Origin of the sequence: Methylorubrum sp. SL192 (assembly GCF_026672325.1) — a bacterium.
GTDB classification, from domain to species: Bacteria; Pseudomonadota; Alphaproteobacteria; order Rhizobiales; family Beijerinckiaceae; genus Methylobacterium; species Methylobacterium extorquens.
Window position 1 is genome coordinate 2,109,465 of record NZ_JAPPQV010000003.1, and the last position, 21,270, is coordinate 2,130,734.

24 protein-coding genes are annotated in these 21,270 nt (G+C 68.0%); 12 read left to right on the forward strand and 12 right to left on the reverse strand.

Annotation, left to right across the window (positions count from 1 at the left end; all coding sequences use genetic code 11):
• Complete coding sequence (gene lgt / locus OVA30_RS10635) at nucleotides 1-891, reverse strand: prolipoprotein diacylglyceryl transferase (protein ID WP_012254225.1); 891 nt, start codon at nucleotides 889-891, stop codon at nucleotides 1-3.
• A 141-nt stretch (nucleotides 892-1,032) separates the two neighbouring features.
• Between lgt and OVA30_RS10640 the strand changes: the two genes are divergently transcribed.
• From OVA30_RS10640 to OVA30_RS10650, 3 genes are all read left to right on the forward strand, one after another.
• On the forward strand, nucleotides 1,033-1,713 hold the full coding sequence (locus OVA30_RS10640) for an MgtC/SapB family protein (protein ID WP_015823181.1): 681 nt from the start codon (nucleotides 1,033-1,035) through the stop codon (nucleotides 1,711-1,713).
• Between the two features lie 103 nt (nucleotides 1,714-1,816).
• A complete protein-coding gene (locus tag OVA30_RS10645) occupies nucleotides 1,817-3,448 on the forward strand; it encodes an alpha-D-glucose phosphate-specific phosphoglucomutase (protein WP_268175421.1) in 1,632 nt (543 codons plus the stop codon).
• Entirely contained in the window at nucleotides 3,445-4,716 is a 1,272-nt protein-coding gene (locus tag OVA30_RS10650; RefSeq protein WP_268175422.1) for a hypothetical protein, read from the forward strand. Before OVA30_RS10645 ends, OVA30_RS10650 begins: the two co-directional genes overlap by 4 nt.
• A gap of 173 nt (nucleotides 4,717-4,889) precedes the next feature.
• Here the strand turns inward: OVA30_RS10650 and OVA30_RS10655 are convergent, their stop codons facing one another.
• The 5 genes from OVA30_RS10655 to OVA30_RS10675 form a co-directional block, all read right to left on the reverse strand.
• Nucleotides 4,890-5,795, reverse strand: coding sequence for a cell wall hydrolase (locus tag OVA30_RS10655; RefSeq protein WP_012254229.1), 906 nt, complete (start codon nucleotides 5,793-5,795; stop codon nucleotides 4,890-4,892).
• Nucleotides 5,796-5,901: 106 nt separating this feature from the next.
• Complete coding sequence (locus tag OVA30_RS10660) at nucleotides 5,902-6,159, reverse strand: hypothetical protein (RefSeq protein ID WP_012254230.1); 258 nt, start codon at nucleotides 6,157-6,159, stop codon at nucleotides 5,902-5,904.
• A 187-nt stretch (nucleotides 6,160-6,346) separates the two neighbouring features.
• Nucleotides 6,347-9,013: a pyruvate, phosphate dikinase gene (ppdK, locus tag OVA30_RS10665; RefSeq protein WP_012254231.1), complete on the reverse strand. Its 2,667-nt coding sequence runs from the start codon at nucleotides 9,011-9,013 to the stop codon at nucleotides 6,347-6,349.
• Nucleotides 9,014-9,230: 217 nt separating this feature from the next.
• The gene (locus tag OVA30_RS10670; RefSeq protein WP_003599447.1) at nucleotides 9,231-9,383 is read right to left on the reverse strand and encodes a DUF3096 domain-containing protein; all 153 of its coding nucleotides are present in this window, start codon (nucleotides 9,381-9,383) and stop codon (nucleotides 9,231-9,233) included.
• A 236-nt stretch (nucleotides 9,384-9,619) separates the two neighbouring features.
• Nucleotides 9,620-10,297 carry a L,D-transpeptidase gene (locus OVA30_RS10675; RefSeq protein ID WP_003599448.1) on the reverse strand — a complete coding sequence of 226 codons (678 nt, stop codon included), beginning with the start codon at nucleotides 10,295-10,297 and terminating at the stop codon, nucleotides 9,620-9,622.
• A gap of 186 nt (nucleotides 10,298-10,483) precedes the next feature.
• Between OVA30_RS10675 and OVA30_RS10680 the strand changes: the two genes are divergently transcribed.
• Both OVA30_RS10680 and OVA30_RS10685 read left to right on the forward strand, forming a co-directional pair.
• Nucleotides 10,484-10,927: a VOC family protein gene (locus OVA30_RS10680; protein ID WP_015823188.1), complete on the forward strand. Its 444-nt coding sequence runs from the start codon at nucleotides 10,484-10,486 to the stop codon at nucleotides 10,925-10,927.
• Between the two features lie 82 nt (nucleotides 10,928-11,009).
• Complete coding sequence (locus OVA30_RS10685) at nucleotides 11,010-11,270, forward strand: hypothetical protein (protein ID WP_012254233.1); 261 nt, start codon at nucleotides 11,010-11,012, stop codon at nucleotides 11,268-11,270.
• 45 nt (nucleotides 11,271-11,315) lie between these two features.
• Here OVA30_RS10685 and OVA30_RS10690 read toward each other — a convergent pair whose 3' ends face one another.
• Nucleotides 11,316-11,765, reverse strand: coding sequence for a Crp/Fnr family transcriptional regulator (locus tag OVA30_RS10690; protein WP_015951328.1), 450 nt, complete (start codon nucleotides 11,763-11,765; stop codon nucleotides 11,316-11,318).
• A 183-nt stretch (nucleotides 11,766-11,948) separates the two neighbouring features.
• On the opposite strand from OVA30_RS10690, the gene OVA30_RS25945 reads away from it, so the two are divergent.
• Together OVA30_RS25945 and OVA30_RS10700 are read left to right on the forward strand one after the other, a co-directional pair.
• Complete coding sequence (locus tag OVA30_RS25945) at nucleotides 11,949-12,095, forward strand: hypothetical protein (protein WP_326493613.1); 147 nt, start codon at nucleotides 11,949-11,951, stop codon at nucleotides 12,093-12,095.
• A 264-nt stretch (nucleotides 12,096-12,359) separates the two neighbouring features.
• Complete coding sequence (locus OVA30_RS10700) at nucleotides 12,360-12,548, forward strand: general stress protein (RefSeq protein WP_012254235.1); 189 nt, start codon at nucleotides 12,360-12,362, stop codon at nucleotides 12,546-12,548.
• Nucleotides 12,549-12,670: 122 nt separating this feature from the next.
• Here OVA30_RS10700 and OVA30_RS10705 read toward each other — a convergent pair whose 3' ends face one another.
• Complete coding sequence (locus tag OVA30_RS10705) at nucleotides 12,671-13,144, reverse strand: MarR family winged helix-turn-helix transcriptional regulator (protein ID WP_268177482.1); 474 nt, start codon at nucleotides 13,142-13,144, stop codon at nucleotides 12,671-12,673.
• Between the two features lie 124 nt (nucleotides 13,145-13,268).
• Here OVA30_RS10705 and OVA30_RS10710 point away from each other — a divergent pair, with 124 nt between their 5' ends.
• Nucleotides 13,269-14,048 carry a DUF1499 domain-containing protein gene (locus OVA30_RS10710; RefSeq protein WP_003599460.1) on the forward strand — a complete coding sequence of 260 codons (780 nt, stop codon included), beginning with the start codon at nucleotides 13,269-13,271 and terminating at the stop codon, nucleotides 14,046-14,048.
• A 19-nt stretch (nucleotides 14,049-14,067) separates the two neighbouring features.
• Here the strand turns inward: OVA30_RS10710 and OVA30_RS10715 are convergent, their stop codons facing one another.
• Nucleotides 14,068-15,000: an MBL fold metallo-hydrolase gene (locus tag OVA30_RS10715; RefSeq protein ID WP_268175424.1), complete on the reverse strand. Its 933-nt coding sequence runs from the start codon at nucleotides 14,998-15,000 to the stop codon at nucleotides 14,068-14,070.
• Between the two features lie 79 nt (nucleotides 15,001-15,079).
• Nucleotides 15,080-16,111, reverse strand: coding sequence for a DUF2865 domain-containing protein (locus OVA30_RS10720; protein ID WP_268175425.1), 1,032 nt, complete (start codon nucleotides 16,109-16,111; stop codon nucleotides 15,080-15,082).
• A gap of 699 nt (nucleotides 16,112-16,810) precedes the next feature.
• Between OVA30_RS10720 and OVA30_RS10725 the strand changes: the two genes are divergently transcribed.
• On the forward strand, nucleotides 16,811-16,987 hold the full coding sequence (locus OVA30_RS10725) for a DUF1328 domain-containing protein (RefSeq protein WP_003599466.1): 177 nt from the start codon (nucleotides 16,811-16,813) through the stop codon (nucleotides 16,985-16,987).
• A gap of 78 nt (nucleotides 16,988-17,065) precedes the next feature.
• Here OVA30_RS10725 and OVA30_RS10730 read toward each other — a convergent pair whose 3' ends face one another.
• Entirely contained in the window at nucleotides 17,066-17,287 is a 222-nt protein-coding gene (locus OVA30_RS10730) for a NepR family anti-sigma factor (protein WP_268175426.1), read from the reverse strand.
• Nucleotides 17,288-17,466: 179 nt separating this feature from the next.
• On the opposite strand from OVA30_RS10730, the gene OVA30_RS10735 reads away from it, so the two are divergent.
• On the forward strand, nucleotides 17,467-18,270 hold the full coding sequence (locus OVA30_RS10735; RefSeq protein WP_003599470.1) for a response regulator: 804 nt from the start codon (nucleotides 17,467-17,469) through the stop codon (nucleotides 18,268-18,270).
• 459 nt (nucleotides 18,271-18,729) lie between these two features.
• Nucleotides 18,730-19,092 carry a hypothetical protein gene (locus tag OVA30_RS10740; protein WP_003599472.1) on the forward strand — a complete coding sequence of 121 codons (363 nt, stop codon included), beginning with the start codon at nucleotides 18,730-18,732 and terminating at the stop codon, nucleotides 19,090-19,092.
• Nucleotides 19,093-19,191: 99 nt separating this feature from the next.
• Here OVA30_RS10740 and OVA30_RS10745 read toward each other — a convergent pair whose 3' ends face one another.
• Nucleotides 19,192-19,731 (reverse strand): hypothetical protein, encoded by a 540-nt coding sequence (locus OVA30_RS10745; RefSeq protein ID WP_012254242.1) that lies wholly within the window; start codon nucleotides 19,729-19,731, stop codon nucleotides 19,192-19,194.
• A 122-nt stretch (nucleotides 19,732-19,853) separates the two neighbouring features.
• Between OVA30_RS10745 and OVA30_RS10750 the strand changes: the two genes are divergently transcribed.
• A complete protein-coding gene (locus OVA30_RS10750) occupies nucleotides 19,854-21,245 on the forward strand; it encodes an aminotransferase (RefSeq protein ID WP_268175427.1) in 1,392 nt (463 codons plus the stop codon).
• The last annotated feature ends 25 nt before the right edge of the window (nucleotides 21,246-21,270 follow it).

Here is a 21,270-nt window from a genome sequence, read left to right on the forward strand (position 1 = left end):
TCAGATCTGTCCCGCTTCGGCCTGGATCTCCGGCCCCGTCTTCCGGGGTCGTGTCACCCCGCGGGCAGCGAGGACGATGTAGACGAGCCCGACCAGCGCCATCGGCACGCAGAGCAGCATCCCCATGGTCACGCCGCCGCCGAGCGCGTTGACGTCCTGTCCGAACAGGAAGCCAAGCTGCCGGTCCGGCTCGCGGAAGAACTCGCAGAAGGTCCGCGCCAGCGCGTAGCCGAGGACGAAGATGCCGCCGAGCAGCCCCGGCTTGCGGAAGCCGAAGCGGCGCACGGCGAGCGCCATGACGACGAACAGCAGCAAGCCTTCCGTGGCGGCCTCGAAGAGCTGGCTCGGGTAGCGCGGCACGTCGCCCCCGGTGGGGAAGACGACGGCGTAGGGGAAGTCCGGCGCGGCGCGGCCCCACAGCTCGCCATTCACGAAGTTGGCGATGCGCCCGAAGAACAGGCCCACCGGCACCACCACCGCGGCAATGTCGAGCATGGTGTAGCCGTTGAGCCCGCGCGACCGCGCGAAGAGCAGCAGCGCCAGGATCGCCCCGAGGAACCCGCCGTGGAACGACATGCCGCCGTTGCGGATCGCCAGGATCTCCATCGGGTGATCGAGATAGAGCGGCAGGTTGTAGAACAGCACGTAGCCGATCCGCCCGCCGAGCACGACGCCGAGCGCAACCCAGACGATCAGGTCGTCGATGTCGGCGAGCGTCGGGCGCCTGACCACGCCCCAGAGTGAATCCGCGGCGACGAGCCGGCGCGCATAGAACCAGCCGCCGACGAGCCCCGCGATGTAGGACAGGGCGTACCACTTGATCTCGACCGGTCCGATCGAGACCGCGACCGGATCGATGGCCGGGAAGGGGAGGGCGAGAAGCGGCGGCATCGACGGCCCACGAGCGGCTGACGGTTCTGGAATGCGCGCCGCATTGGACCCGCGCCCGGCGAGGCGTCAAGGCGGGGGCTCGCGTTGCGTGACGAGAGCACCGGGCGCAATCTCCGTGGCACGCCTGAATCGGGAGGAGCGATGCTCGGCAACGCGGAGATGGTGGCGCGCCTCGTGCTCGCAGGCGCCATGGGCAGCGTGATCGGCTTCGAGCGGGAGCGGCTGCTCTGGGCCGCGGGCCTGCGCACGCACATGCTGGTCTGCGTCGGCGCCTGCCTCTTCATGATCGTCTCGGCCTTCGGCTTCTCCGACGTGCTCGGACAGAAGAACGTGACCCTCGACCCCTCGCGCATCGCCGCGCAGGTCGTCTCCGGCATCGGTTTTCTCGGCGCGGGCACGATCCTCCTGCGCGGCGAAGTGGTGAAGGGGCTGACCACCGCCGCGAGCCTGTGGGCGGTCGCAGCGATCGGCCTCGCGGTCGGCGGCGGCCTCTACGTGGCGGGCATCGCGGCGACGATCCTCGTCGTCGGCATCCTCGCGGGCGTGAAGCCGATCGAGGAGAGCTGGCGCGACCGGATGCGCACCCACACGCTCCAACTCACCGTGAAAGCCGGCAGCCTCTCGATCGACACGCTGCAGGACGCCACCGGCGAGCGGGCCTCGCGAGTGCGCCAGTTCGTGGTGCGCCCCGGCGCGGAGGAGGGGCTGGAGGAGGTGACGATCGCCTTTGTCCGGCTCTCGCAGACGAGCGTCGCGGCCATCGCCGAGCGCCTGCGCGAAAATCCGGCCGTGGTAAAGGTCCGCCTCGGCTCCGACGGCTGATCGCCGCGTCCGACGATACTGAAATCGGCGCCGCAACCCTATACGAACCGGCAAACCGCGCTACGACGTGCGCAGTGTGTCTTCCACGAGAATCGAGCGAACCATGGCGTCGAAGCGGGTTCCCACCAGCCCCTATCCGGACCAGAAGCCGGGCACCTCGGGCCTACGCAAGAAGGTGCCCGTCTTCCGGCAGCCGCACTACGTCCAGAACTTCGTCCAGGCGATCATCGACTGCATCCCCGACCGGAAGGGCGCGACCCTGGTGATCGGCGGCGACGGGCGCTTCTTCAACGAACAGGTTGTCCAGATCGCCCTCAAGATCGCCGCGGCCAACGGCTTCGGGCGGGTGCTGGTGGGGCAGAACGGCCTGCTCTCGACCCCGGCCGCCTCCTGCGTCATCCGCAAGCACGGCGCGGTCGGCGGCATCGTACTGTCGGCGAGCCACAATCCCGGTGGGCCGGAGGGCGATTTCGGCATCAAGTTCAACGGCAGCAACGGCGGCCCGGCCCCGGAGAGCGTCACCGAAGCGATCTTCGCGCGCACCAAGGCGATCGGTGATTACCGCATCTCCGACGCACCCGATCTCGACCTCGGCCGGATCGGCACCAGCGAGATCGACGGGATGACGGTGGAGGTGATCGACCCGGTCGCCGACTATGCCGAGCTGATGCGCACGCTGTTCGACTTCGACGCTCTGTCGAAGATGTTCGCCTCGGGCTTCCGGATGCGTTTCGACGCGCTCTCGGCGGTGACCGGCCCCTACGCAAAGGCGATCCTGGAGGGGGCGCTGGGCGCGGCGCCGGGCACGGTCGTCAACGGCGAGCCCAAGCCCGATTTCGGCGGACACCACCCTGATCCGAACCCGGTTCACGCCCACGAACTGTTCGAGCTGATGCACGGGCCCGACGCGCCGGATTTCGGGGCGGCCTCCGACGGTGACGGCGATCGCAACATGATCGTGGCGCCCGGCCTGTTCGTGACGCCGAGCGACAGCCTCGCCATCCTCGCCGCACACGCCCACCGCGCACCGGGCTATGCCGCGGGCCTCGCGGGCGTCGCCCGCTCGATGCCGACGAGCCGCGCCGTGGACCGCGTTGCCGCCGCGCTCAAGATCGAGGCGTTCGAGACGCCGACCGGCTGGAAGTTCTTCGGCAACCTGCTGGATGCCGGCCGCATCACCCTGTGCGGCGAGGAGAGCGCCGGCACCGGCTCGAACCATGTGCGCGAGAAGGACGGGCTGTGGGCGGTGCTGCTCTGGCTCAACATCCTGGCCGCGACCGGTAAGCCGGCGCAGGAGCTGGTGCGGGCGCACTGGGCCGAGTTCGGCCGCGACTACTACACACGCCACGATTACGAAGAGATCGATTCCGGCGCCGCCAACCGGCTGATGGACGGGCTTCGCGCCAAGATCGGCTCGCTGCCCGGCACCCGGATCGGCGGCCTCACCGTGAAGGCGGCGGACGATTTCCGCTACGTCGATCTGGTCGACGGCTCGGTGACGGAGGCGCAGGGCGTTCGCGTCACCTTCGCGGAGGATGCGCGCATCGTCTACCGCCTCTCGGGCACCGGCACCGCCGGGGCGACCCTGCGTGTCTATATCGAACGCTACGAAGCCGCCCCCGACCGGCTTGAGCTGCCGGTAGCCGATGTGCTCGGACCCGTCGTCGCGGTGGCGCGGGAACTGGCCGGCATCGAGGCGATCACCGGCCGGGCGGAGCCGAGCGTCGTGACGTGACGCGACGCGGCCGCGCAGGCGGGGCGGGGCTCGGCCTCGCCCTGCTGTTCGCGGCAGGTCTCCCCGCCCGCGCCGCCGAAGTGACCCTCGGGTCGTCCCGCTTCGAGCTGCCCGTCATGTTCGAGGGCTGGACACGCCGGGAGGCCGGCGACGGCCTCGTGTTCGAACGCCTCTTCGAGCCGACCGCGCCGCGCGGGCGCAAGGGCGCCGCGCTCCTGATCGTCGCCAAGCCGAAGCCGGCCTCGGGCCGGTTCGACGAGACGTTCAGCGCCTTCGTCCGCAGCCTCAAGCAGATCCCGCCCGGCGAGAAGCCGCTCACGGCGAAGGCCGGCGAAACCCTCGACGGGCACCGCATCCGCGTCGAGCAGCGCTGCTGCCGCACGACCGACGGCCTGCGCATGGCGGCCTGGCATATCGGGATCGCCACCCGGACGAGCGAGCATTTTCTGATGCTCCTCACCCTCCAGCTCGAACGCGAGCAGCAGAACCCAATCCGCGAGGGGTTCGAGGCGCTGGTAGGCTCCTACCGTCCGGCCAAGGACGACCGCGGCCTCGTTCTGGCACCCGTCCGGGGGGATGGCGGCCTCGACGGGCTCTACACGCGCACCAAGACGCAGCTCCGCCCAAACGCCTTCGGCGGGATGGACTTCACTGCCGACCAAGACACGCTGCTGTTCGACAAGGGCGGCCTCTACACCACGGAGCTTCCGCGCGACGGCGACATGGCGGCCCATTGCCGGGCCGAGCCCGCCACCTGCGGCACCTACGCGCTGAAGGGCGGCTGGTTCTCGGCCAACCGCATCGAGCGGGTCGAGGTGGAGGACGGGTTCGGGCGCGTCACGCGCTCCGGCGAAGCGTTCTCCCGCACCAAGGAGGCGCTGACCATCGGCGGCGACACCTACGTCGCGGTGCCGCCCTTCGCGGACGGGTACCGCTTCGACGGCACGTGGAGCCACACGTTCGGATCGAGCGGCGCGATGGGCTCGGTCGGCGGCACGCACTCGCTTGCCCTGACGCCGGATGGCCGCTTCACCCGCGAAGGCGGTGTCGGCTTCTCCTCGACCGGCGGCTCGATGGACGGCGGCACCGTGGTCGCCGGCCACAGCCGACGGCCGGTGCGCAACGGCCGCTACACGGTCTCGGGTTACCGGCTGACTCTGACGGACGATGCTGGGACTACTGAAGCGCTGAGCCTGTTCGCGCCCGACCGGGGTTCGGACAAGCTGCTGATAATCGGCGGCGCAAACTATCTGAGGCAGGGGCGGTGAGCCAATCTTGGCGTGATCACCTCTTTCCAATCCATCCCTCATCCTGAGGTGCAGAGCGAAGCGGAGCCTCGAAGGATCCTCCAGCATTCGCGCGACCTCTGGAACATCCTGCGAGGCCGCTCAGGCGGCACCTCAGGATGAGGTCGTCGATGGGATGACGTTTTGAGACACCATCAGGTCTGGTTCGGCTTCAGCTGATAAAAAATATGCCGGCCGATCATGTCCTTGCGCTTGAGCCGGCGCGACCAGCCGGGGCGGACGTAATCGGCGTGATAGTGGGTCGCGCCGCCGACCTCGCTGACATAGGTGCGGCCGTCGATCACCGCGCTGGCGACACGGGTCGCGCTGCGCCAGGATTCCGCGTCGGTGATGCGCAAAGCCTTGCCCTCGCAGGCGAAGGAGAACTGGCACCCCATGAAGCGGTGGCGGTTCTGGTAGACGACACCGCAGACCGAGGACGGGTAGAGCCCGCTCTTGACGCGGTTTAGAATGACCTGCGCGACGGCGGCCTGCCCCTCCTCGGGCTCGCTGCGCGCCTCGAAGTAGACGGCTTCGGCGAGGCAGCGCTGCTCGCGGTCCATCGCATTCGGATCGATCAGGTCGGCATAATGGGACTTGGCCTCCGGCGCCGTCATCTGCGGATCGAGGGCGGAAGGGCCGCGATCGAGACGGGCCGAGAAGCCGGGTAGGGCGAGGTTCGCCGCCGCGACCTCGATCGGGGTCGCGTCGGCGGGCGCGGGTGTGACCGACGACAGGGCGACGGCGCGGGGCGTGGCGGGGGTGGCGCCATCCGAGTCGGCGAGCGCGGGGAGGCCGTCTTCTCCGGGCTCGGATTCATGGGAGGCGCCGGGCGCCACGAGACCCGCATCGATGACGTCCGGGCTCCAGGCGGTGGACGCCACGAGCGCGCCGGTCGCGGTGACATCCCGCTCCGAGAGCTGGGCGGGCCGAAGCGTGGCATCGGTGCCCGCGGTGGCGGTGAAGGAAACCAGCAGGCCGCTCGCCAGCATCCACGGCACCACGGCCGAGACGATCCAGCGGGGGCCTATCCCCAGGCCTCGAACGCGCCTCGTACGCACCGCCGATACTCCACACTCACGAGCGGCCGGAGGCCTCAGCTTAGACCAAGCCGGGGCGACCGTTCCTCATGAGGAGAGTTTAATCGCGAACGTGGTTGCCGGACGGTTAAGGTGTCGGACGGCCGTGACGCTGGGCCATGCCGTGGACGAGGATCGCGGCGTAGCTGCTGCCGTTCTGGGCGGCGACGATCATCCGGCCCGCCTCGCGGCCGTTACGGTCGGCCTCGAGGTAGACGAGCCCTGTGACACCCGCCGCCGCGGTCAGCGTCGCGATGATCCAGAGATAGGCCGCCTGCATCGCCCGGTGACCGGGAACGATGGCGCGATGATCGAGGAGGGCTGAGGGAGAGTCGGGATGCGACATAGCTTGAAGTCCCGCGGGTGCCCTGGCCGGAAGACCGAGGCGCTCTCCGCGCTATGGACTCCCGCTAGCAGGTAACGTGCCCGTGCGACACGGGTTCAGCGGGCTGTCCGCAAAATTATTGCGAAGCTTGGCCCGCCGCCCGGAAAGGCCCCCGCGGGTCATGCCCGCGGGGTCGTCATGCGTCGTCTTAGGCGTCTTTGCCGAGGGCCGCCTGCGCCGCGGCGAGGCGGGCGATCGGCACGCGGAACGGCGAGCAGGAGACGTAATCGAGCCCGACCTCCTGGCAGAAGGCAATCGAGGCCGGATCACCGCCGTGCTCGCCGCAGATGCCGAGCTTGAGGCCTTCGCGGGTCTTACGACCGCGCTCGGCGCCGATCTTCACCAGTTCGCCCACGCCCTCCTGATCGATCGATACGAACGGATCGACCGAGAGAATACCCTTCTGGGTGTAGGGGCCAAGGAAGGTCGCGGCGTCGTCGCGGGAGATGCCGAGCGCGGTCTGGGTGAGATCGTTGGTGCCGAAGGAGAAGAACTCCGCCGTCTCGGCGATCTCGCCGGCCATCAGCGCCGCGCGCGGCAGCTCGATCATCGTGCCGACCTGATACTCGAGCGTCGCGCCGGTCTCCTCGGTCACGGCCTTGGCCATGGCGTCGATGCGGGCCTTGACGATGTCGAACTCCATCCGCGTGAACACCAGCGGCACCATCACCTCCGACGTCACCGGGGCGCCGGTATCCTTGGCGGCCTGTACCGCGGCCTCGAAGATCGCGCGGGCCTGCATCTCGGCGATTTCGGGGAAGGCGATGGCGAGGCGGCAGCCGCGGAAGCCGAGCATCGGGTTGTGCTCGGAGAGTTCGCGGATGCGGTTGCGGATCTTGTCCTCGCTGATGCCGGTGGCCGACATCACCTCGCGGATTTCCTCGTCGGTGTGCGGCAGGAACTCGTGCAGCGGCGGATCGAGCAGGCGGATCGTGACGGGCAGGCCCGACATGATCGTGAACAGCTCGACGAAGTCCTGGCGCTGGTAGGGCAGGATCTTGGCGAGTGCCGCCCGACGGCCTTCCGTGTCGTCGGCGAGGATCATCTCGCGCACCGCCACGATCCGGTCGCCCTCGAAGAACATGTGCTCGGTCCGGCACAGGCCGATCCCTTCCGCGCCGAACTTGCGGGCGGCGCGGGCGTCGGCCGGGGTGTCGGCGTTGGTGCGCACCTTCATGGTCCGCACCGCATCCGCCCACTCCATCAGGGCGGCGAAGTCGCCCGACAGCTCCGGCTGGAGCATCTTGACCTCGCCCTGGATCACCTGGCCGGTCGAGCCGTCGACGGTGATGACGTCACCCGCCTTCAGGGTCACGCCGCCGACGGTCAGGGTCTTGGCCTTGTAGTCGATCCGGATCGAGCCGACGCCGGAGACGCAGGGCTTGCCCATGCCGCGGGCGACCACCGCCGCGTGGCTGGTCATGCCGCCGCGCGTGGTGAGGATGCCCTCGGCGGCGTGCATGCCGTGGATGTCCTCCGGGGAGGTCTCGATGCGCACGAGGATACACTTGCGCTCGGCCTTCTTGGCGGCCTCCGCCTCCTCCGAGTTGAAGACGATCTCGCCGACCGCCGCGCCCGGCGAGGCGGGCAGGCCGGTGGCGATCACCGTCCGCTCGGCATCCGGGTCGATCGTGGGGTGCAGGAGCTGATCGAGCGCGCCGGGCTCGATGCGCTTGATCGCCTCTTCCTTCGAAATCAGGCCCTCGCCCGCGAGTTCGACGGCGATGCGCAGGGCCGCCTTGGCGGTGCGCTTGCCGTTGCGGGTCTGGAGCATCCAGAGCTTACCCCGCTCGATGGTGAACTCCATGTCCTGCATGTCGCGGTAGTGCTTCTCGAGGATCCCGTAGATCCGCGTCAGCTCGGCGAAGCTCTCAGGCATCGCCTTTTCCATCGACGGCTTATCGGACTTGGCCTCGATGCGGGCCTTCTCGGTGATGTCCTGCGGCGTGCGGATGCCCGCCACCACATCCTCACCCTGGGCGTTGATGAGGAACTCGCCGTAGAGCGCGCTCTCGCCGGTCGAGGGGTTGCGGGTGAAGGCGACGCCGGTGGCCGAGGTGTCGCCCATATTGCCGAACACCATGGCCTGGACGTTGACCGCCGTGCCCCAGCTCTCGGGAATCTGGTTCAGCTCGCGGTACTTCTTGGCCCGCGGGATCATCCAGGAATCGAACACGGCGCCGATCGCGCCCCAGAGCTGGTCCTCCGCTCCTTGCGGGAACTCGGAACCGTGCTCGTCGCGGACGATCTTCTTGTAGACGCCAATCAGGTGCTTCCAGTCGTCAGCCTTCAGGTCGGTGTCGAGGGTGAGACCCTTCTGCTCCTTGTAGTGCTCCAGCGCCTCCTCGAAGGCGTGGTGCTCCACGCCGAGCACGACGTTCGAGTACATCGTGATGAAGCGGCGGTAGGAATCGTAGGCGAAGCGCTCGTCGTCGGCATCCTTGGCCAGGGCCTCGACGGTGGCGTCGTTGAGGCCAAGATTGAGCACCGTGTCCATCATGCCCGGCATCGAGGCCCGCGCGCCGGAGCGGACCGAGACGAGCAGCGGCTTTTCCGCATCGCCGAAGCGGCGGCCAGTCAGCGTGCCGACCTTCTCCAAGGCTTCCTTCACCGCGTCGGTGAGCTCGGCCGGGTAGGTCTCGCCATGCTGGTAATAGTAGGTGCAGACCTCGGTCGTGATGGTGAAGCCGGGGGGAACCGGAAGGCCGAGATTGGACATCTCGGCGAGGTTCGCGCCCTTGCCGCCGAGGAGGTTGCGCATCGCTGCCTCACCTTCGGCCTTGCCGTCACCGAAGGAATAGACCCATTTCGTCATCAGGCTCTCCGCTGGACGGATTTGGCGACCCTAGCGCCGTTCACGCGGGCGTGGCGCATCTCATGTCGCAGTGCAAGGATTAGCTTCGCGTCGCCCCGCGGCGGGGAGTGACGATGTGCGGGCGCTGTCAGGAACGAAACGACGCGCGTCACAGGACGGTGCCCCAGCGCAAGCGCGCCCAGCGCTGCGTATCGCGCTGCGTCGCAGTCGCGTCGGTTCAGGAAAAATGACGCAGCACACCCAGGCCGATCAACCCGACGACAATCAGGTAGACCGCCACGATGTAGTTGAGGAGCCGCGGCGCGATCAGGATGAGGATGCCCGCCAGGATCGCGATGATCGGCTGCAGGTTCGACACGGTGATGGTCATGAGAACACTCCACGGCCAAGCTTGACCGCACCCGAAAGACGCTTCGGCCCCGGTTCGAGTTCCTTGACCGGGGATCGCGCAGGGCGGTCCCTGACGGTTCGCACCCCGGCCAGTGCCACGGATGAACCACCCGGCTTACCGTCGGCCGTTCTGATCCCGCACGCGGCCGCGCCCCACAAGGAGGCCGACCGGCTTGGGCGGGATGCGCGCGTCGGCTCTTCGACGCGAGGGCGTCCTCAGGCGCGATACTTGCTGCTGCGCTTCACCACCACACGGGCGCCGACGGGGACGCGCTCGAAGAGATCGACGATGTCCTCGTTGAGCATGCGCACGCAGCCCGATGACATCTGCTCGCCGATGCTCCACGGTTCGTTGGTGCCGTGGATGCGGAACATCGTGTCGCGGTTGCCCTGGTAGAGGTAGAGCGCGCGCGCGCCGAGCGGGTTGTCGATGCCGCCCTTGCGCGAGCGCTCGATGCCCGGATTGAGCGAGACCATCGTCGTGGTCGGGCTCCAATCCGGCCAGACGCCCTTGCGGCCGATGCGGGCGTCGCCCTTCCAGGAGAAGCCCGCCTTGCCGACGCCGACGCCGTATTGAAGCGCCGTGCCGCCCTCCTGCACCAGGGCGAGATGACGCTTGTCGATATCGACGACGATCGTGCCCGGCGCCTCGGGACCGCTATAGGCCACTTCCTGACGGCGGTACTTCGGATCGATGCGCGACCGGTCGACCAGCGGCACGTCGAACGGCTTGTCGGGCATCGTGCCGATGTACCAGGCCGCGTCGTCGTCGCCGCCGGCCATCGGGCCCGGCTTCGAGGATTGGCAGGCGGCCAGCGGAATGAGGCAGAGCGCGGCGAGCACGACCCGGCGGGTGCTGCGCGCCGTCCTATCGGCGGTTCGGGGGGCTGCCATGGCGGCTCCTGTCGCCGCCGGCGGGGGCGGGTTGGCGTTACAGATCATGCGCCATGACTACCCGCCCTTGAGCGGATCGGGTGTGACTTCGAGGCCGCATTGGCGGAGGAACGTTGCCGTGAGGTCGTCTCGCCTCAGGTCCAGGCCGCGTTATCTCCCGCGCAAGATCGCGTGAGGAGGGGCACGATGCCCGAGACCGAGACCGAACTCGTTGCGGAAGCGGGCACCGACGTCACGACGCTCGCGCCGGCGATCCATCTCGACCATTGCGTCATCCACGTCTCCGACTGGGAGCGCTCGACAGCCTTCTACCGGGATGTGTTGCGGGCCGAAGTGATCCCGTTCGGCCAAGGCGTGGTGTTCCGGTTCGGCGGCGTGCAGCTCAACGTGCATGGCCCCGGTCAAATCGGCACGCCGCGGGCGCGCGAGCCGGTCATGCCCGGCGGAAGCGATCTGTGCTTCCGCTGGTCGGGCTCGATCGAGGACGCGATGGCGCATCTCGCCGCCCACGGCGTTGCAATCGAACTCGGGCCGGTGGAGCGCAACGGCGCGGCAGGGCAGGGCGTGAGCGTCTACTTCCGTGATCCGGACGGCTCGCTCTTGGAGTTCATCACCTATCCGACGCCGTGAATGCAGCATCGATGGCGCAACCGGCGATGACGGCCGATCGTTGATCCGTCGTGAGGGGCGTAGAACGACGATGGAGCGAGCGATGCGACGCCTGACGATCACGACGCTGGCCCTGTCCGCGTCGATCCTCTCGGCCGGTCCGGCCTTCGCCTTCGGCCCCGGCGGCGGGTCATCGGGCGAGGGCGACGGCTACCTCCGGCAGGAACTCCAGAATCCCGACTACATCGAGCCGAGCCCCTACGCCTATCGCAACGGGTACCGGCCGAACGATCCGGGTGCTGAATACGAGGCGCGCCGACGGGGTTATCCGATCTACGGCCAATGGGGCTGGAAGTATCGCTGACCGTCCACGCCGCACAGTCTCGATAAGCTTACGTCTTCGATTGCCTCAGGCGTTGCCGACGCGCTCGGCCAGCCGCTGATTGGTCTGCTCCAGGCGCAGGGCGAGTTCGCGCATGACGGCGATGCTGATCTGCGGAAATTGCGCGAGCAATTCGATGAAGACGTCGCGGTCGATCCGCAAAGCCGTCGTCGCCATGTCGGCGGTGACGGTCGCCGAGCGCGGCTGATCGGCCAGAATCCCCATCTCGCCGACGAGAGCGTTGGGGCCGAGCAGGGCGAGACGGACCGGGCCGAACGGGCCGTCGATCGACACCGCCGCCGACCCTTCGAGGATGAGATAGGCCGCGTCCGCCGCCTCACCGCGCGCGAAGAAGGCCTGCCCCGCCTCGAAATGGACCCGCTCGCTGGTGAAAGCGAGGAGCTTGAGGCGGGACGTCTCCACCTCGCGGAACAACGGCACCTGCCGTAGGGACATCACCTCGGTGTCGAGGGTCATGGACTCACTCCGATGCGCCCCCTGGGCGGCAGGCGGAAAGGGCCGCGGGTAGACGCACCTGCGAACCGTGTCAAAGTCGCGGTCTGCTTGCCCTTCTGAAGTCTCTGAAAACGAGATCCGACACGACCTCGTCATCGTTCTTGCGACCGGCATCATAATGCCGCAGGCACCGATCAGCGTTTCGTGGAAAGACCGATCTCACTGGGCCCCGGCGCCTCCCGCTTCACGCTCGCATTGGGCTGCGGCGAATCCACGGGCTCCTCATGCGTGGTCGGCGTCGGACAGTCCTCGGGCGCCGGCATGGCCGGCATCGGCGTCCTGTTCGGCTGAGGGTCGCCCTTGCTTCCCGAAGCCGCAGCAGACTTGGCTGCAAGTGAAGGCTTTACCATATATCGGTTCGTCATCCGTGTTCCTCTCGGCTGTGGATGGCCTGTGGAAACGCGCTCGCAAGTCAGCGCGAGCTGCTGGCGTGAGCCCAGCTAACGTCTGGACGAAACAGGGGTTTCCCCGGACCCGGCCGTCGATACAGCCAAGGAACAATCGAGTGGGATGATGGTTGAGAGGGGTGTGAAGAGTTAGCCTGAGGAGGCGCTGATGGCATCTGGTAATTCCACCTCGAAGCGAGGTTTCGCTTCCATGAATATCGAACGGCAGCGCGAGATCGCCAGTAAGGGCGGTCGTTCCGTCCCGGCGGACAAGCGGTCGTTCTCGCAAGATCGTGAACTGGCCTCTTCGGCCGGCCGCAAGGGTGGTCAATCGACCGGTCGCACCGGCGAGGCTTAACCCGGCTGAGGCGGTGACGGGCGCGGGGTCCGCGTCCGACCGCCCAGCCTTCTCAGAACAAGAACTATATTTCTATTCCACAGGCGCTGAGGGCGTCTGTTTTTTTGAGCGGTTGCGAACTTTCAAGACGCTGCGTCTGCGCGCGCCAATTCACGCCATTTGACGACGAGATCCTCGAACGCGCGAAGATCGGTTTCGTCGAGCTGGCCCAGGGTGCGTGCGACATAATCAGCCTGCGCCGCGATCCCACGGTCAGCAACCTTAGCGCCGGCCTCGGTGAGGTGAAGGGCGTGGGAACGGCGATCGCCAGGAATCGGGCGGCGCTCGACGAGACCGGCCTCGACAAGACGATCGATAAGGCCGGAGACGTTGCCCTTCGTGACGTAGAGCCGGGCGGCCAACTCCTGCTGCGTCAGCCCCTCCCGCTCGCTTAAGGTCGAGAGCACGTCGAATTGCGGGATCGACAGGCCGAGTTCCCGCAACTCGGTGGCGACCGCGGCGGTGACCCGCCGGCTGAGACGAATGAAGCGAAACCAGACCCGAAGCGGATCGACGGGTTCGGCGTTCGATGCGGGGCGGTCTTGACGCTCGGACATGTCCGTCCAGCTTGTAGCAGAGGGATGCACCCCCGATAGCCGAGTGGCGCGCCCCACCCCCAACCTGTAGACTGCCGGACAGGTTATCCTCGTCTTCTTCTCCAACTCATTCGTCTCCGGGGCCATGCGCCGTCAGCTTCTCGATGAACCGGTGACCCGGGCCGGCCGCTACGCGCGAACGCTCGCGCTGTTCTCCCTGATCGTGACCGGCATGGCGGTGCTGATCGTGCGCAGCCCTTCGGCGGAGCCGTCAGCGGCCCTCGCCGTGCTGGGAAGCGGGGTCGCGCTCTCCGTCATCGCGGTGGCGCTGGCGCTGTTCGCGATGGCACGGGTCTGGCGGGAAGGCGCGGGCGGGCTCGGTGCCGCCGTCGGCGGCCTGTTCGTGGCGAGCCTGGTCCTGGCCTATCCGGCCTATGCCGCGCTCAAAGGCGTGCGCCTGCCGGCGCTCACCGATGTGACGACGGACACCGAGCGCCCGCCCGCCTTCTCACGCTCGCGCCTTGCCTTCGCCGCCCGCGAAGGCCGCTACCCGACCGAACCCGGCCCTGCCGCCCGAGAGGCACAGCGGGCGGCCTATCCGCAGATCGCGCCCCTCACCCTCGACGTGGAGGCCGACGAAGCCTTCGAACTCGCCCGCAAGGCGGCGGTGAACCGCAAGTGGCAAATCGTTGAGGCGATCCGGCCCGGCGGGCGGATCGGCAACGGCCGCATCGAGGCCGTGGCTCGCACCCGGATTCTGAACCTGCCCGCCGACATCACCGTGCGGGTGCACCCGCGGGCCGACGGCGCGCGCATCGACGTGCGTTCGGCCTCCCGGATCGGCGACCGTGACTTCGGCGACAATGCCGATCGCATCCGCTCCTATCTCGACGAGGTCGCCAACCTCGCCATCGCCCTGAAATAGCGCTTCTAAGAAGCGGGGCTCAGGCGGGGCGGAACGCTCCGTCGAGCAGGGGCGGGCCGTCGGTGACCGCGAGGCCCCGCTCCACCAGATCCTCGAGATGGGCGAAGACCGAGAGGGCGGCGGCACCCCGCAGGTGCGGTGCGAGCCCCTGGTAGACGGTGCCGACAATGGTTGCGATGTCGCGATCACCCGCGGCCAGCCGGGCGCGGATCGCCGCCTCGCGCTGGCGGCGGTGGGCGGCAAGGCCGCGCACGAAGCGGCGCGGATCGCGCACGGGTCCACCGTGGCCCGGCCAGTACAGCGTCTCGCCCCGCTCCCGCAGCCGCTCCAGCGATTCCATGTAGGCCCGCATCGACCCGTCGGGCGGCGCGACGATCGAGGTCGACCACGCCATGACGTGATCGCCGGAGAACAGCACGTTCTCCTCGGGCAAGGCGAAGGCGAGGTGATTCATGGTGTGGCCGGGCGTCGCGACGGCGGTCAGAGTCCAACCCTCGCCGGTCAGGCTCTCCCCATCAGCCAATTCCCGGTCGGGCCGATGCTCACGGTCGGCGCTGGCATCGAGGATGGGTAGCTCGTTCTCGGCGAGCTGCCGTGCGGCCCGATGCGGGCCGCAGCCGACGATCGGTGCGCCTGTCCGCGCTTGCAGGAGACGCGCCCCCGGAGAATGGTCGCGGTGGGTGTGGGTGACGACGATCGCCGCCACCTCCTCGCCGTCGAGCGAGGCGAGCAAGCCCTCGACATGCCCGGCATCCGCCGGCCCCGGATCGATCACCGCGACCCGGCCGCGCCCGACGATGTAGGAGCAGGTTCCGCTCGCGGTGAACGGGCCGCCATTGGGGCAGATCCGCCGCCGCACGAGGGGGCTCAAAGCCTCCGTCCGCCCCGAGACGGGCAACGTGCTCTCGAAACCGGGGGAGGGGGCCTGCGCGTCCGCGGACGATTCACTCATAGACGACGGCTTCGATACGACGAGGATGCCGTCCGCCTACGACAGCCCGGCACATTCGCCAACTCGTCGAGCCCAGCGATCAATGCCCGAACGGTGACGGTGACACCACGCGGACCGTCGCGAACCCTTCGCCACGCGAAACGACCGGCGCGAAACCAGCGGAAGCCCCGTCAGCCGGAAGCGTTGGGATTTGCGCTTCGGCGACCCGCAGGCGCCGCGAGCCGTTCCCCTTCGCGTCTAGAGCCTCACGAAACGCCGCTTTCGCCGCATCGCGGCGCAGGGCGCCGACGCGATCCTCGATGGCGTTGCGATGGTGCCGGCTCAAGGTGGCGACGCGGTAATCGACGAGCGCCGGCCCGGCGCGGAAGAGGCCCGCGACGAGATCCGCTCCCTCCTCCGACGCGACAACGTCGCCGGGGCGCAGGGTTCGGTCCTCGGCCAACGGCATCAACAGCGCCGCGGTACCAGGCGGCTGACAGGAGCAGTTCTCGACGCGGGTGCGGCGATAGAGGTTGGCCGTGGCGGCACGCAGATAGGGTCGGCCGTCGAGGGCAACGGACCGCTCGAGTTCGGCCCGCCCCGGCGCGAGGGTGAGCACTTCTGTCGGGGCATTCGGACAGGCCGCGGCGCAGGCCGCCGCATGAACGGGAAGGTCGGCCCGCGCATGCAAGCGGCCGAGGGGGAAGACGTAGCCGTCGCAACGGCGCATGCAGACGGTCCGCGTCCCCGTCGCGAAGGAGGCCGGAGAGGCTGCCCTCGCTCGGGTGCGAATGGGCGTCGAACGCGCATCCAGGCGCGGCGTCCGCTGCACGAAGCGATGTCCGGCGATGCGCCGTGGATCGGGGAGCGACGCGTAGCGCCGGGGTGCCTTCGGCGCCGGTTTTGCGATTGTCGCCGGCCCGGGGCTCGCTGCTCCGAAGATCGTCTCGAACAGCCCGCCGAGCAGGCCGCGCTCCGAGGCCCGCACCATCGTCGTCGCGCTGATCGTCCCAAAGCCGATCAGCAGGCCTACCAGCGCGGTGGCGACGAGACTGCGGCGCGGCCGCCCTTGTGCTGTGCCGGCACTGCTCTTGTCCATCCATGCGCCGGGTGCACGCTTGCCGAACCCCATCGTTGCCGCCCCCGTCGATCTGGCGCGTTCGCCACGAAGACGAGACCGGCCGGGCGTTTCGCCCGAGATCCAGCTAGTCGGCTGCTTGCGGGGAGGACAATGTCGGCAAACCACGCAGGACCGGCGGCATCCGCCGGCTGAAAATTAGCCAGACCGCAAAGCCTTGCGGCGGCACCCTCTTTCGATCCGCAGGGCGAACGACGCCGCCCATCGGCAGGCACCGCCTCTGTGGACAGCCTAATGGCATGAAAAAAGCGCCGCCCGGTGGGACGGCGCTTGGATCGACAGCATTCGGGTCGATGAAAACCGGCCGTTCAGCGGCGGTGAACAGACTTCACGCGAACGGGAATGGGCTGGAGAACCGGCTGCGGTGAGAGGGCCGAGACGAGCCGTGCAGCGGCCTCCAGAACGGCTTTCGCTTGAGCGATACCGGGGACGAGTGTCTTTTTCTGTGCGGGCACGCTGGGGGCCTCCTTCACATCATCAAGTCTGATTGTCGTCTGATCGTCTAGGGGTGAGATGGTGACGAACTGCCGAATTTGCCAGTCGGTTCCAGGGGCGTAGCACGGTCGCAGGCACCCGGTAAAAAAGTGTTCACAGCCTTGGAAACGCAAAAGGAACCTGCGGCGAAAACTTGGCGTTATTGCTTCCAAGAGGCCGCGGCACGGGCCGCGCCAGTTCTTTGGAAGGAAGTTCGACATGCTCGGTTGGGCTGTAACGTTCCTGGTGGTTGCCCTCGTCGCGGCCCTGCTGGGCTTCGGCGGCATCGCCGGTACGGCCATGGAGGCCGCAAAGCTCGTCTTCTTCGTTGCGATCGTCCTGTTCGCGATCTCGGCCGTGATCGGCCTGATGCGCGGTCGTTCGCCGACCTTGTAGCCGTCCGCGACTACGACAAACGAGCCGCACCCAGCAGCGGGAGCGGCTCGCACCACTGACGAAAACAAAGATGACCGATCAGGCGCTCGCCGGATCGTCCGGATTGGCGGGTTCGTCCTCAAGCCGTGCGATGAGATCGCGAAAGCGATTCGGAATCGGCTGCTGCACGACGGAATCGTAGAGGGTGCGCAGATGGCTTCCGATGCGCCTCTGCGTCTGGTCATTCAAACCATTGTCGCCACGCCCTCGAGTGGGCCGGTCCCCGGAAGGGAACGCGCCGGCCGGCTCGTTCTCATTCATGCGTTCAAGATCCCCTTGGCGCCACATCTGCCGCGATTGTCTTGCAGCTTGACATGAGTCATGGCTGCAGCAGCAACGCCGACATGCGGTTAGGGTTCCGCATGGGCCAGGAACGGACGTCGAGCCCCCGCGTTAGGGGCGCAGCGACAAACGAAGAGCGAAGAGGCTCAGGGGAACTCATGTCCACAGCACAACTGGTCGTGCAGCACCTTCCGTATCTGCGCCGTTATGCGCGCGCGCTCACGGGCAGTCAGGTGGCGGGCGATGCCTACGTCGCGGCCACCCTCGAGACGCTGGTCAACGAGCCCGAGACCCTCGGCCGCAGCACGAACGTCAAGGCCGACCTCTTCCGCGTCTTCACGCGGATCTGGAATTCGCTGTCCGTGAACGGCCACAGCGATCAGGTGCAGCACGATTTGCCGGCCGAAGTTCGGCTCGGCCAGATCACGCCGCTTCCCCGGCAGGCGTTCCTGCTCTCGTGCCTCGAAGGCTTTTCGGAGGAGGATGCGGGCGTGATCCTCGATGTGGACGTGTCCAAGGTGCGCGATCTCGTGGACGAGGCGGGCCGCGAGCTCGCCGCCGACATGGCCACCGAAATCCTCATCATCGAGGACGAGCCGCTGATCGCCATGGATCTGGAAGCCCTGGTCGAAGGCCTCGGCCACAATGTCATCGGCGTGGCGCGCACCCGCACCGAGGCGGTCAAGATCGCCTCCGAGAGCAAGCGCCCCGGCCTGATCCTCGCCGACATTCAGCTCGCCGACGGCTCGTCGGGTCTGGATGCGGTCAACGATCTGCTGAAGACCTTCGAGGTGCCGGTGATCTTTATCACGGCCTATCCCGAGCGCTTCCTCACGGGAGAGCGCCCCGAGCCGGCCTTCCTCATTGCCAAGCCGTTCCAGCCCGCCAACGTGTCGGCCGTCATCAGCCAGGCTTTGTTCTTCCAGCAGAGCGCGCGCCGTCGCGAGGCGCATAACGCCTGAGCTAAAACTTCAGAACAGCGACCGAGGGCGCCGGCCGAGAGGCTGGCGCCTTTTTTCATGCGCGATGGGCGCCGCGGCGAGAATGTCCGCGGGCAGCCGGCTCGATGCAAATGCGCAAGAAAAAACGGGCCGGACCATTGTCCGACCCGTGAAAAGGTTCCGGCCGATGCACAAGGGGAATGCGGGGAGGACCAGAGTGGCCGGGTGATTCTCTAACGAATGACCATCCGCCAGGTTCCGAATTTGGCTCCGGACCCCGCAGATTTTTCATCCACAGGTGCTTTTTTAACACGACCTTGCGGCGCTCACCCTCTCCCTCCATCCGCTGCATTGCGGGAGCGGACGCGCCGATGAAGATGAAAATACTGATGTGATCCGAAGCGGGACAGTGAAGGAACCGAAGATCTGAAAGCAGCGTTGTGATGACAACCTGTCAAGCTCCCATCGGAGATCGCAAAGATGCTTCGGACCGGCTTCGCCCTCGGTGTGAGTGTTCCCGCTGCGATCATGACCCTGCTGCTTCTGCCGGTGGTCCGGCAGGAAGCCGATGCGATGGGAGCCCCGACGGCTCCGCGCGTCGCCTACGAGGCGCCGGCCACGCCGCTTCCGGGCATGCGTCCCTATTCCACCGCTCTGACCCCGATCCATGTGGCGACGGCGCCCCGCCCGTCCACGCGTTCGGAGTCGATGCCGACCCGCTCCGCTCAGGAAGAGTTGCCGGCCAAGCCCCGTCGCCTGACGCGGGAGGGCTGCGAGGCCCCGCTCAGCTCGCTCGTCGGGCCGGAGGCGCGCCGCATGGTCCCCGGCCGCTGCATGACCTGACGCGCTATCCGCGGAACGGACATGACGGACCGGTCCAAGCCGCGACGGCTTCGAGTTTCCGGTGGGCTGTAAGTTCGCGTGCTTGAGCGACCGCCTGCTTCAAGCCAACTGCGAGACTTTCTCCACGTCGGCGGTCATTCCCGCCGGCGTCATGCGTTCGCGGCCGACCAACCGGTCGCCGGGCCCGAAGGTGCCGAGGGCCACGTCCCGATCCGGCAGGACGACCGTCGTCACCTTGTTGACGTGGACGAGCACGTAGCGCTGCAGCGGCAGCGAGGCCGCAGCCCAGCGCCGCAATTGGTCGTGATATGGCGCGCGCTTCCAGGCTCCCGCCTGACCGGGATCGACCTGCACGTTGAGGAAGCGGGTCACGGGGTCGAGGCTGAGCACCATCTTGGCCCGGTCCGGACGCCATTCGGGGCCGATCCAGGTTTCCGTCATCCAGAGGCAGTGGAATGCCCGGCAATGGTCGGGCCGCTCGGCATGGATGCCGCAGCCGCCGCCGGAGCGGACATGCCGGCACCACCGCCCTGCCGGGCTCTCGACGGCGGGTACGTCGTAGACCTTGCAGCACAGGGTGCAGGGGCCGCAGGCGCGGCCCGGAGCGGGCACGGCGACGATGGTGGCCGGATCGAGCATCGCGAGCGGGTCGGTTGTGTCAATCGATGAGGCGAACGGCGCCTTCCTGAGGGAGATTGCGGCCGTTAGTGTGGCGAGGTTGCCGGCGCGCCCCGTCGGCGAAGACTTCCGGCTGCCGCATCATGCTGTCGAACATCGCCGCCCGCGACGTCGAGACCCTGATCCATCCCTATACCAATCTTTCCACCTTCCGGGAGACCGGCCCGCTGGTGCTGGAGCGAGGCCACGGCGTCTGGGTCTACGACACGGACGGGCGCCCCTATCTCGAAGGCATGGCCGGGCTGTGGTGCACGGCCCTGGGCTACGGCAACGAGGAGTTGGTCGAGGCCGCGGCCGAGCAGATGGGCCGGCTGCCCTTCGCCCACCTGTTCTCGGGCCGCAGCCACGATCCGGCGATCGAGCTGGCCGAGACGCTCAAGGAGCTGATGCCGGTCCCGACCTCGAAGATCTTCTTCACGTCTTCGGGCTCCGAGGCCAACGACGCACAGGTCAAGCTTCTCTGGTACATGAACAACGCGCTGGGGCGCCCGCGCAAGAAGAAGATCATCGCCCGCAGGAAGGGCTATCACGGCGTCACCGTGGCGACGGCTTCGCTCACCGGCCTTCCCGCCAACCATGCCGACTGGGACCTGCCGATCGACGGCTTCCTCCACACCGCCTGCCCGCACCATTACCGCGGCGCCGAGGCGGGCGAGACCGAGGAGGCCTATTCGCAGCGTCTCGCGGCGGAACTCGAAGCGCAGATCCTGGCCGAGGATCCCGACACCGTGGCCGCCTTCTTCGCCGAGCCGGTGATGGGGGCGGGCGGAGCCATCGTGCCGCCGGCCGGCTATTTCCCGGCGATCCAGGCAGTGCTCGACCGCTACGACATACGCCTCGTCGCCGACGAGGTGATCTGCGGCTTCGGCCGGCTCGGCACCTGGTTCGGCAGCGAGGCGCTCGGCATGCGCCCAAACACCCTCTCCTTCGCCAAGGCGCTGACCTCCGGCTACCTCCCGCTCGGCGGCATCAGCATCGACGAGCCGCTCTACCGGGCGATGCTCGACGAGAGCGTCAAGCTCGGCGGCTTCGGCCACGGCACCACCTATTCCGGGCATCCCGTCGCCTGCGCCGTGGCCAACCGCGCGCTGCACATCTACCGGCGCGACCGTATCGTCGAGCGTGCCGGGGAGCGTGCGCCGCATTTCCAGGCGGCGCTGGCGCAGCTGGCCGACCATCCGCTGGTCGGCGAGGCGCGGGGCATGGGGCTGATCGGCGGCCTCGAGATCGTGGCCGACAAGCCCTCGAAGCGTCAGTTCGAGCCGAAGGCGGCGGTGGCGGCGCGCTGCGTCGCCTTCGCGCAGGACGAGGGGCTGATCGTGCGCTTCCTGGCCGGCGACCGCATCGCCGTTTGCCCGCCGCTGGTGATCGAGCCCGACGAAATCGACACCTTGTTCGAACGCCTGACCCGCGCCCTGGATCGCACCGCAGCTTGGATCGCGAAGGAGGGTTTGGATCCGATGCCCGCCCCATGAGCCGCATATCATGAGCGGCGTATCG

Coding starts and splice junctions, on each gene's coding strand:
- OVA30_RS10690 (WP_015951328.1), bottom strand. CDS start 11,765: ATGACCCTCGACACCGAGGTGATGTCCCTACGGCAGGTGCCGTTGTTC.
- OVA30_RS10680 (WP_015823188.1), top strand. CDS start 10,484: ATGCCCGAGACCGAGACCGAACTCGTTGCGGAAGCGGGCACCGACGTC.
- OVA30_RS10725 (WP_003599466.1), top strand. CDS start 16,811: ATGCTCGGTTGGGCTGTAACGTTCCTGGTGGTTGCCCTCGTCGCGGCC.
- OVA30_RS10675 (WP_003599448.1), bottom strand. CDS start 10,297: ATGGCAGCCCCCCGAACCGCCGATAGGACGGCGCGCAGCACCCGCCGG.
- OVA30_RS10670 (WP_003599447.1), bottom strand. CDS start 9,383: ATGACCATCACCGTGTCGAACCTGCAGCCGATCATCGCGATCCTGGCG.
- lgt (WP_012254225.1), bottom strand. CDS start 891: ATGCCGCCGCTTCTCGCCCTCCCCTTCCCGGCCATCGATCCGGTCGCG.
- OVA30_RS10640 (WP_015823181.1), top strand. CDS start 1,033: ATGCTCGGCAACGCGGAGATGGTGGCGCGCCTCGTGCTCGCAGGCGCC.
- OVA30_RS10735 (WP_003599470.1), top strand. CDS start 17,467: ATGTCCACAGCACAACTGGTCGTGCAGCACCTTCCGTATCTGCGCCGT.
- OVA30_RS10645 (WP_268175421.1), top strand. CDS start 1,817: ATGGCGTCGAAGCGGGTTCCCACCAGCCCCTATCCGGACCAGAAGCCG.
- OVA30_RS10730 (WP_268175426.1), bottom strand. CDS start 17,287: ATGAATGAGAACGAGCCGGCCGGCGCGTTCCCTTCCGGGGACCGGCCC.
- ppdK (WP_012254231.1), bottom strand. CDS start 9,013: ATGACGAAATGGGTCTATTCCTTCGGTGACGGCAAGGCCGAAGGTGAG.
- OVA30_RS10740 (WP_003599472.1), top strand. CDS start 18,730: ATGCTTCGGACCGGCTTCGCCCTCGGTGTGAGTGTTCCCGCTGCGATC.
- OVA30_RS10715 (WP_268175424.1), bottom strand. CDS start 15,000: ATGAGTGAATCGTCCGCGGACGCGCAGGCCCCCTCCCCCGGTTTCGAG.
- OVA30_RS10720 (WP_268175425.1), bottom strand. CDS start 16,111: ATGGGGTTCGGCAAGCGTGCACCCGGCGCATGGATGGACAAGAGCAGT.
- OVA30_RS10660 (WP_012254230.1), bottom strand. CDS start 6,159: ATGTCGCATCCCGACTCTCCCTCAGCCCTCCTCGATCATCGCGCCATC.
- OVA30_RS10750 (WP_268175427.1), top strand. CDS start 19,854: ATGCTGTCGAACATCGCCGCCCGCGACGTCGAGACCCTGATCCATCCC.
- OVA30_RS10745 (WP_012254242.1), bottom strand. CDS start 19,731: ATGCTCGATCCGGCCACCATCGTCGCCGTGCCCGCTCCGGGCCGCGCC.
- OVA30_RS10700 (WP_012254235.1), top strand. CDS start 12,360: ATGGCATCTGGTAATTCCACCTCGAAGCGAGGTTTCGCTTCCATGAAT.
- OVA30_RS10710 (WP_003599460.1), top strand. CDS start 13,269: ATGCGCCGTCAGCTTCTCGATGAACCGGTGACCCGGGCCGGCCGCTAC.
- OVA30_RS10705 (WP_268177482.1), bottom strand. CDS start 13,144: ATGTCCGAGCGTCAAGACCGCCCCGCATCGAACGCCGAACCCGTCGAT.
- OVA30_RS10685 (WP_012254233.1), top strand. CDS start 11,010: ATGCGACGCCTGACGATCACGACGCTGGCCCTGTCCGCGTCGATCCTC.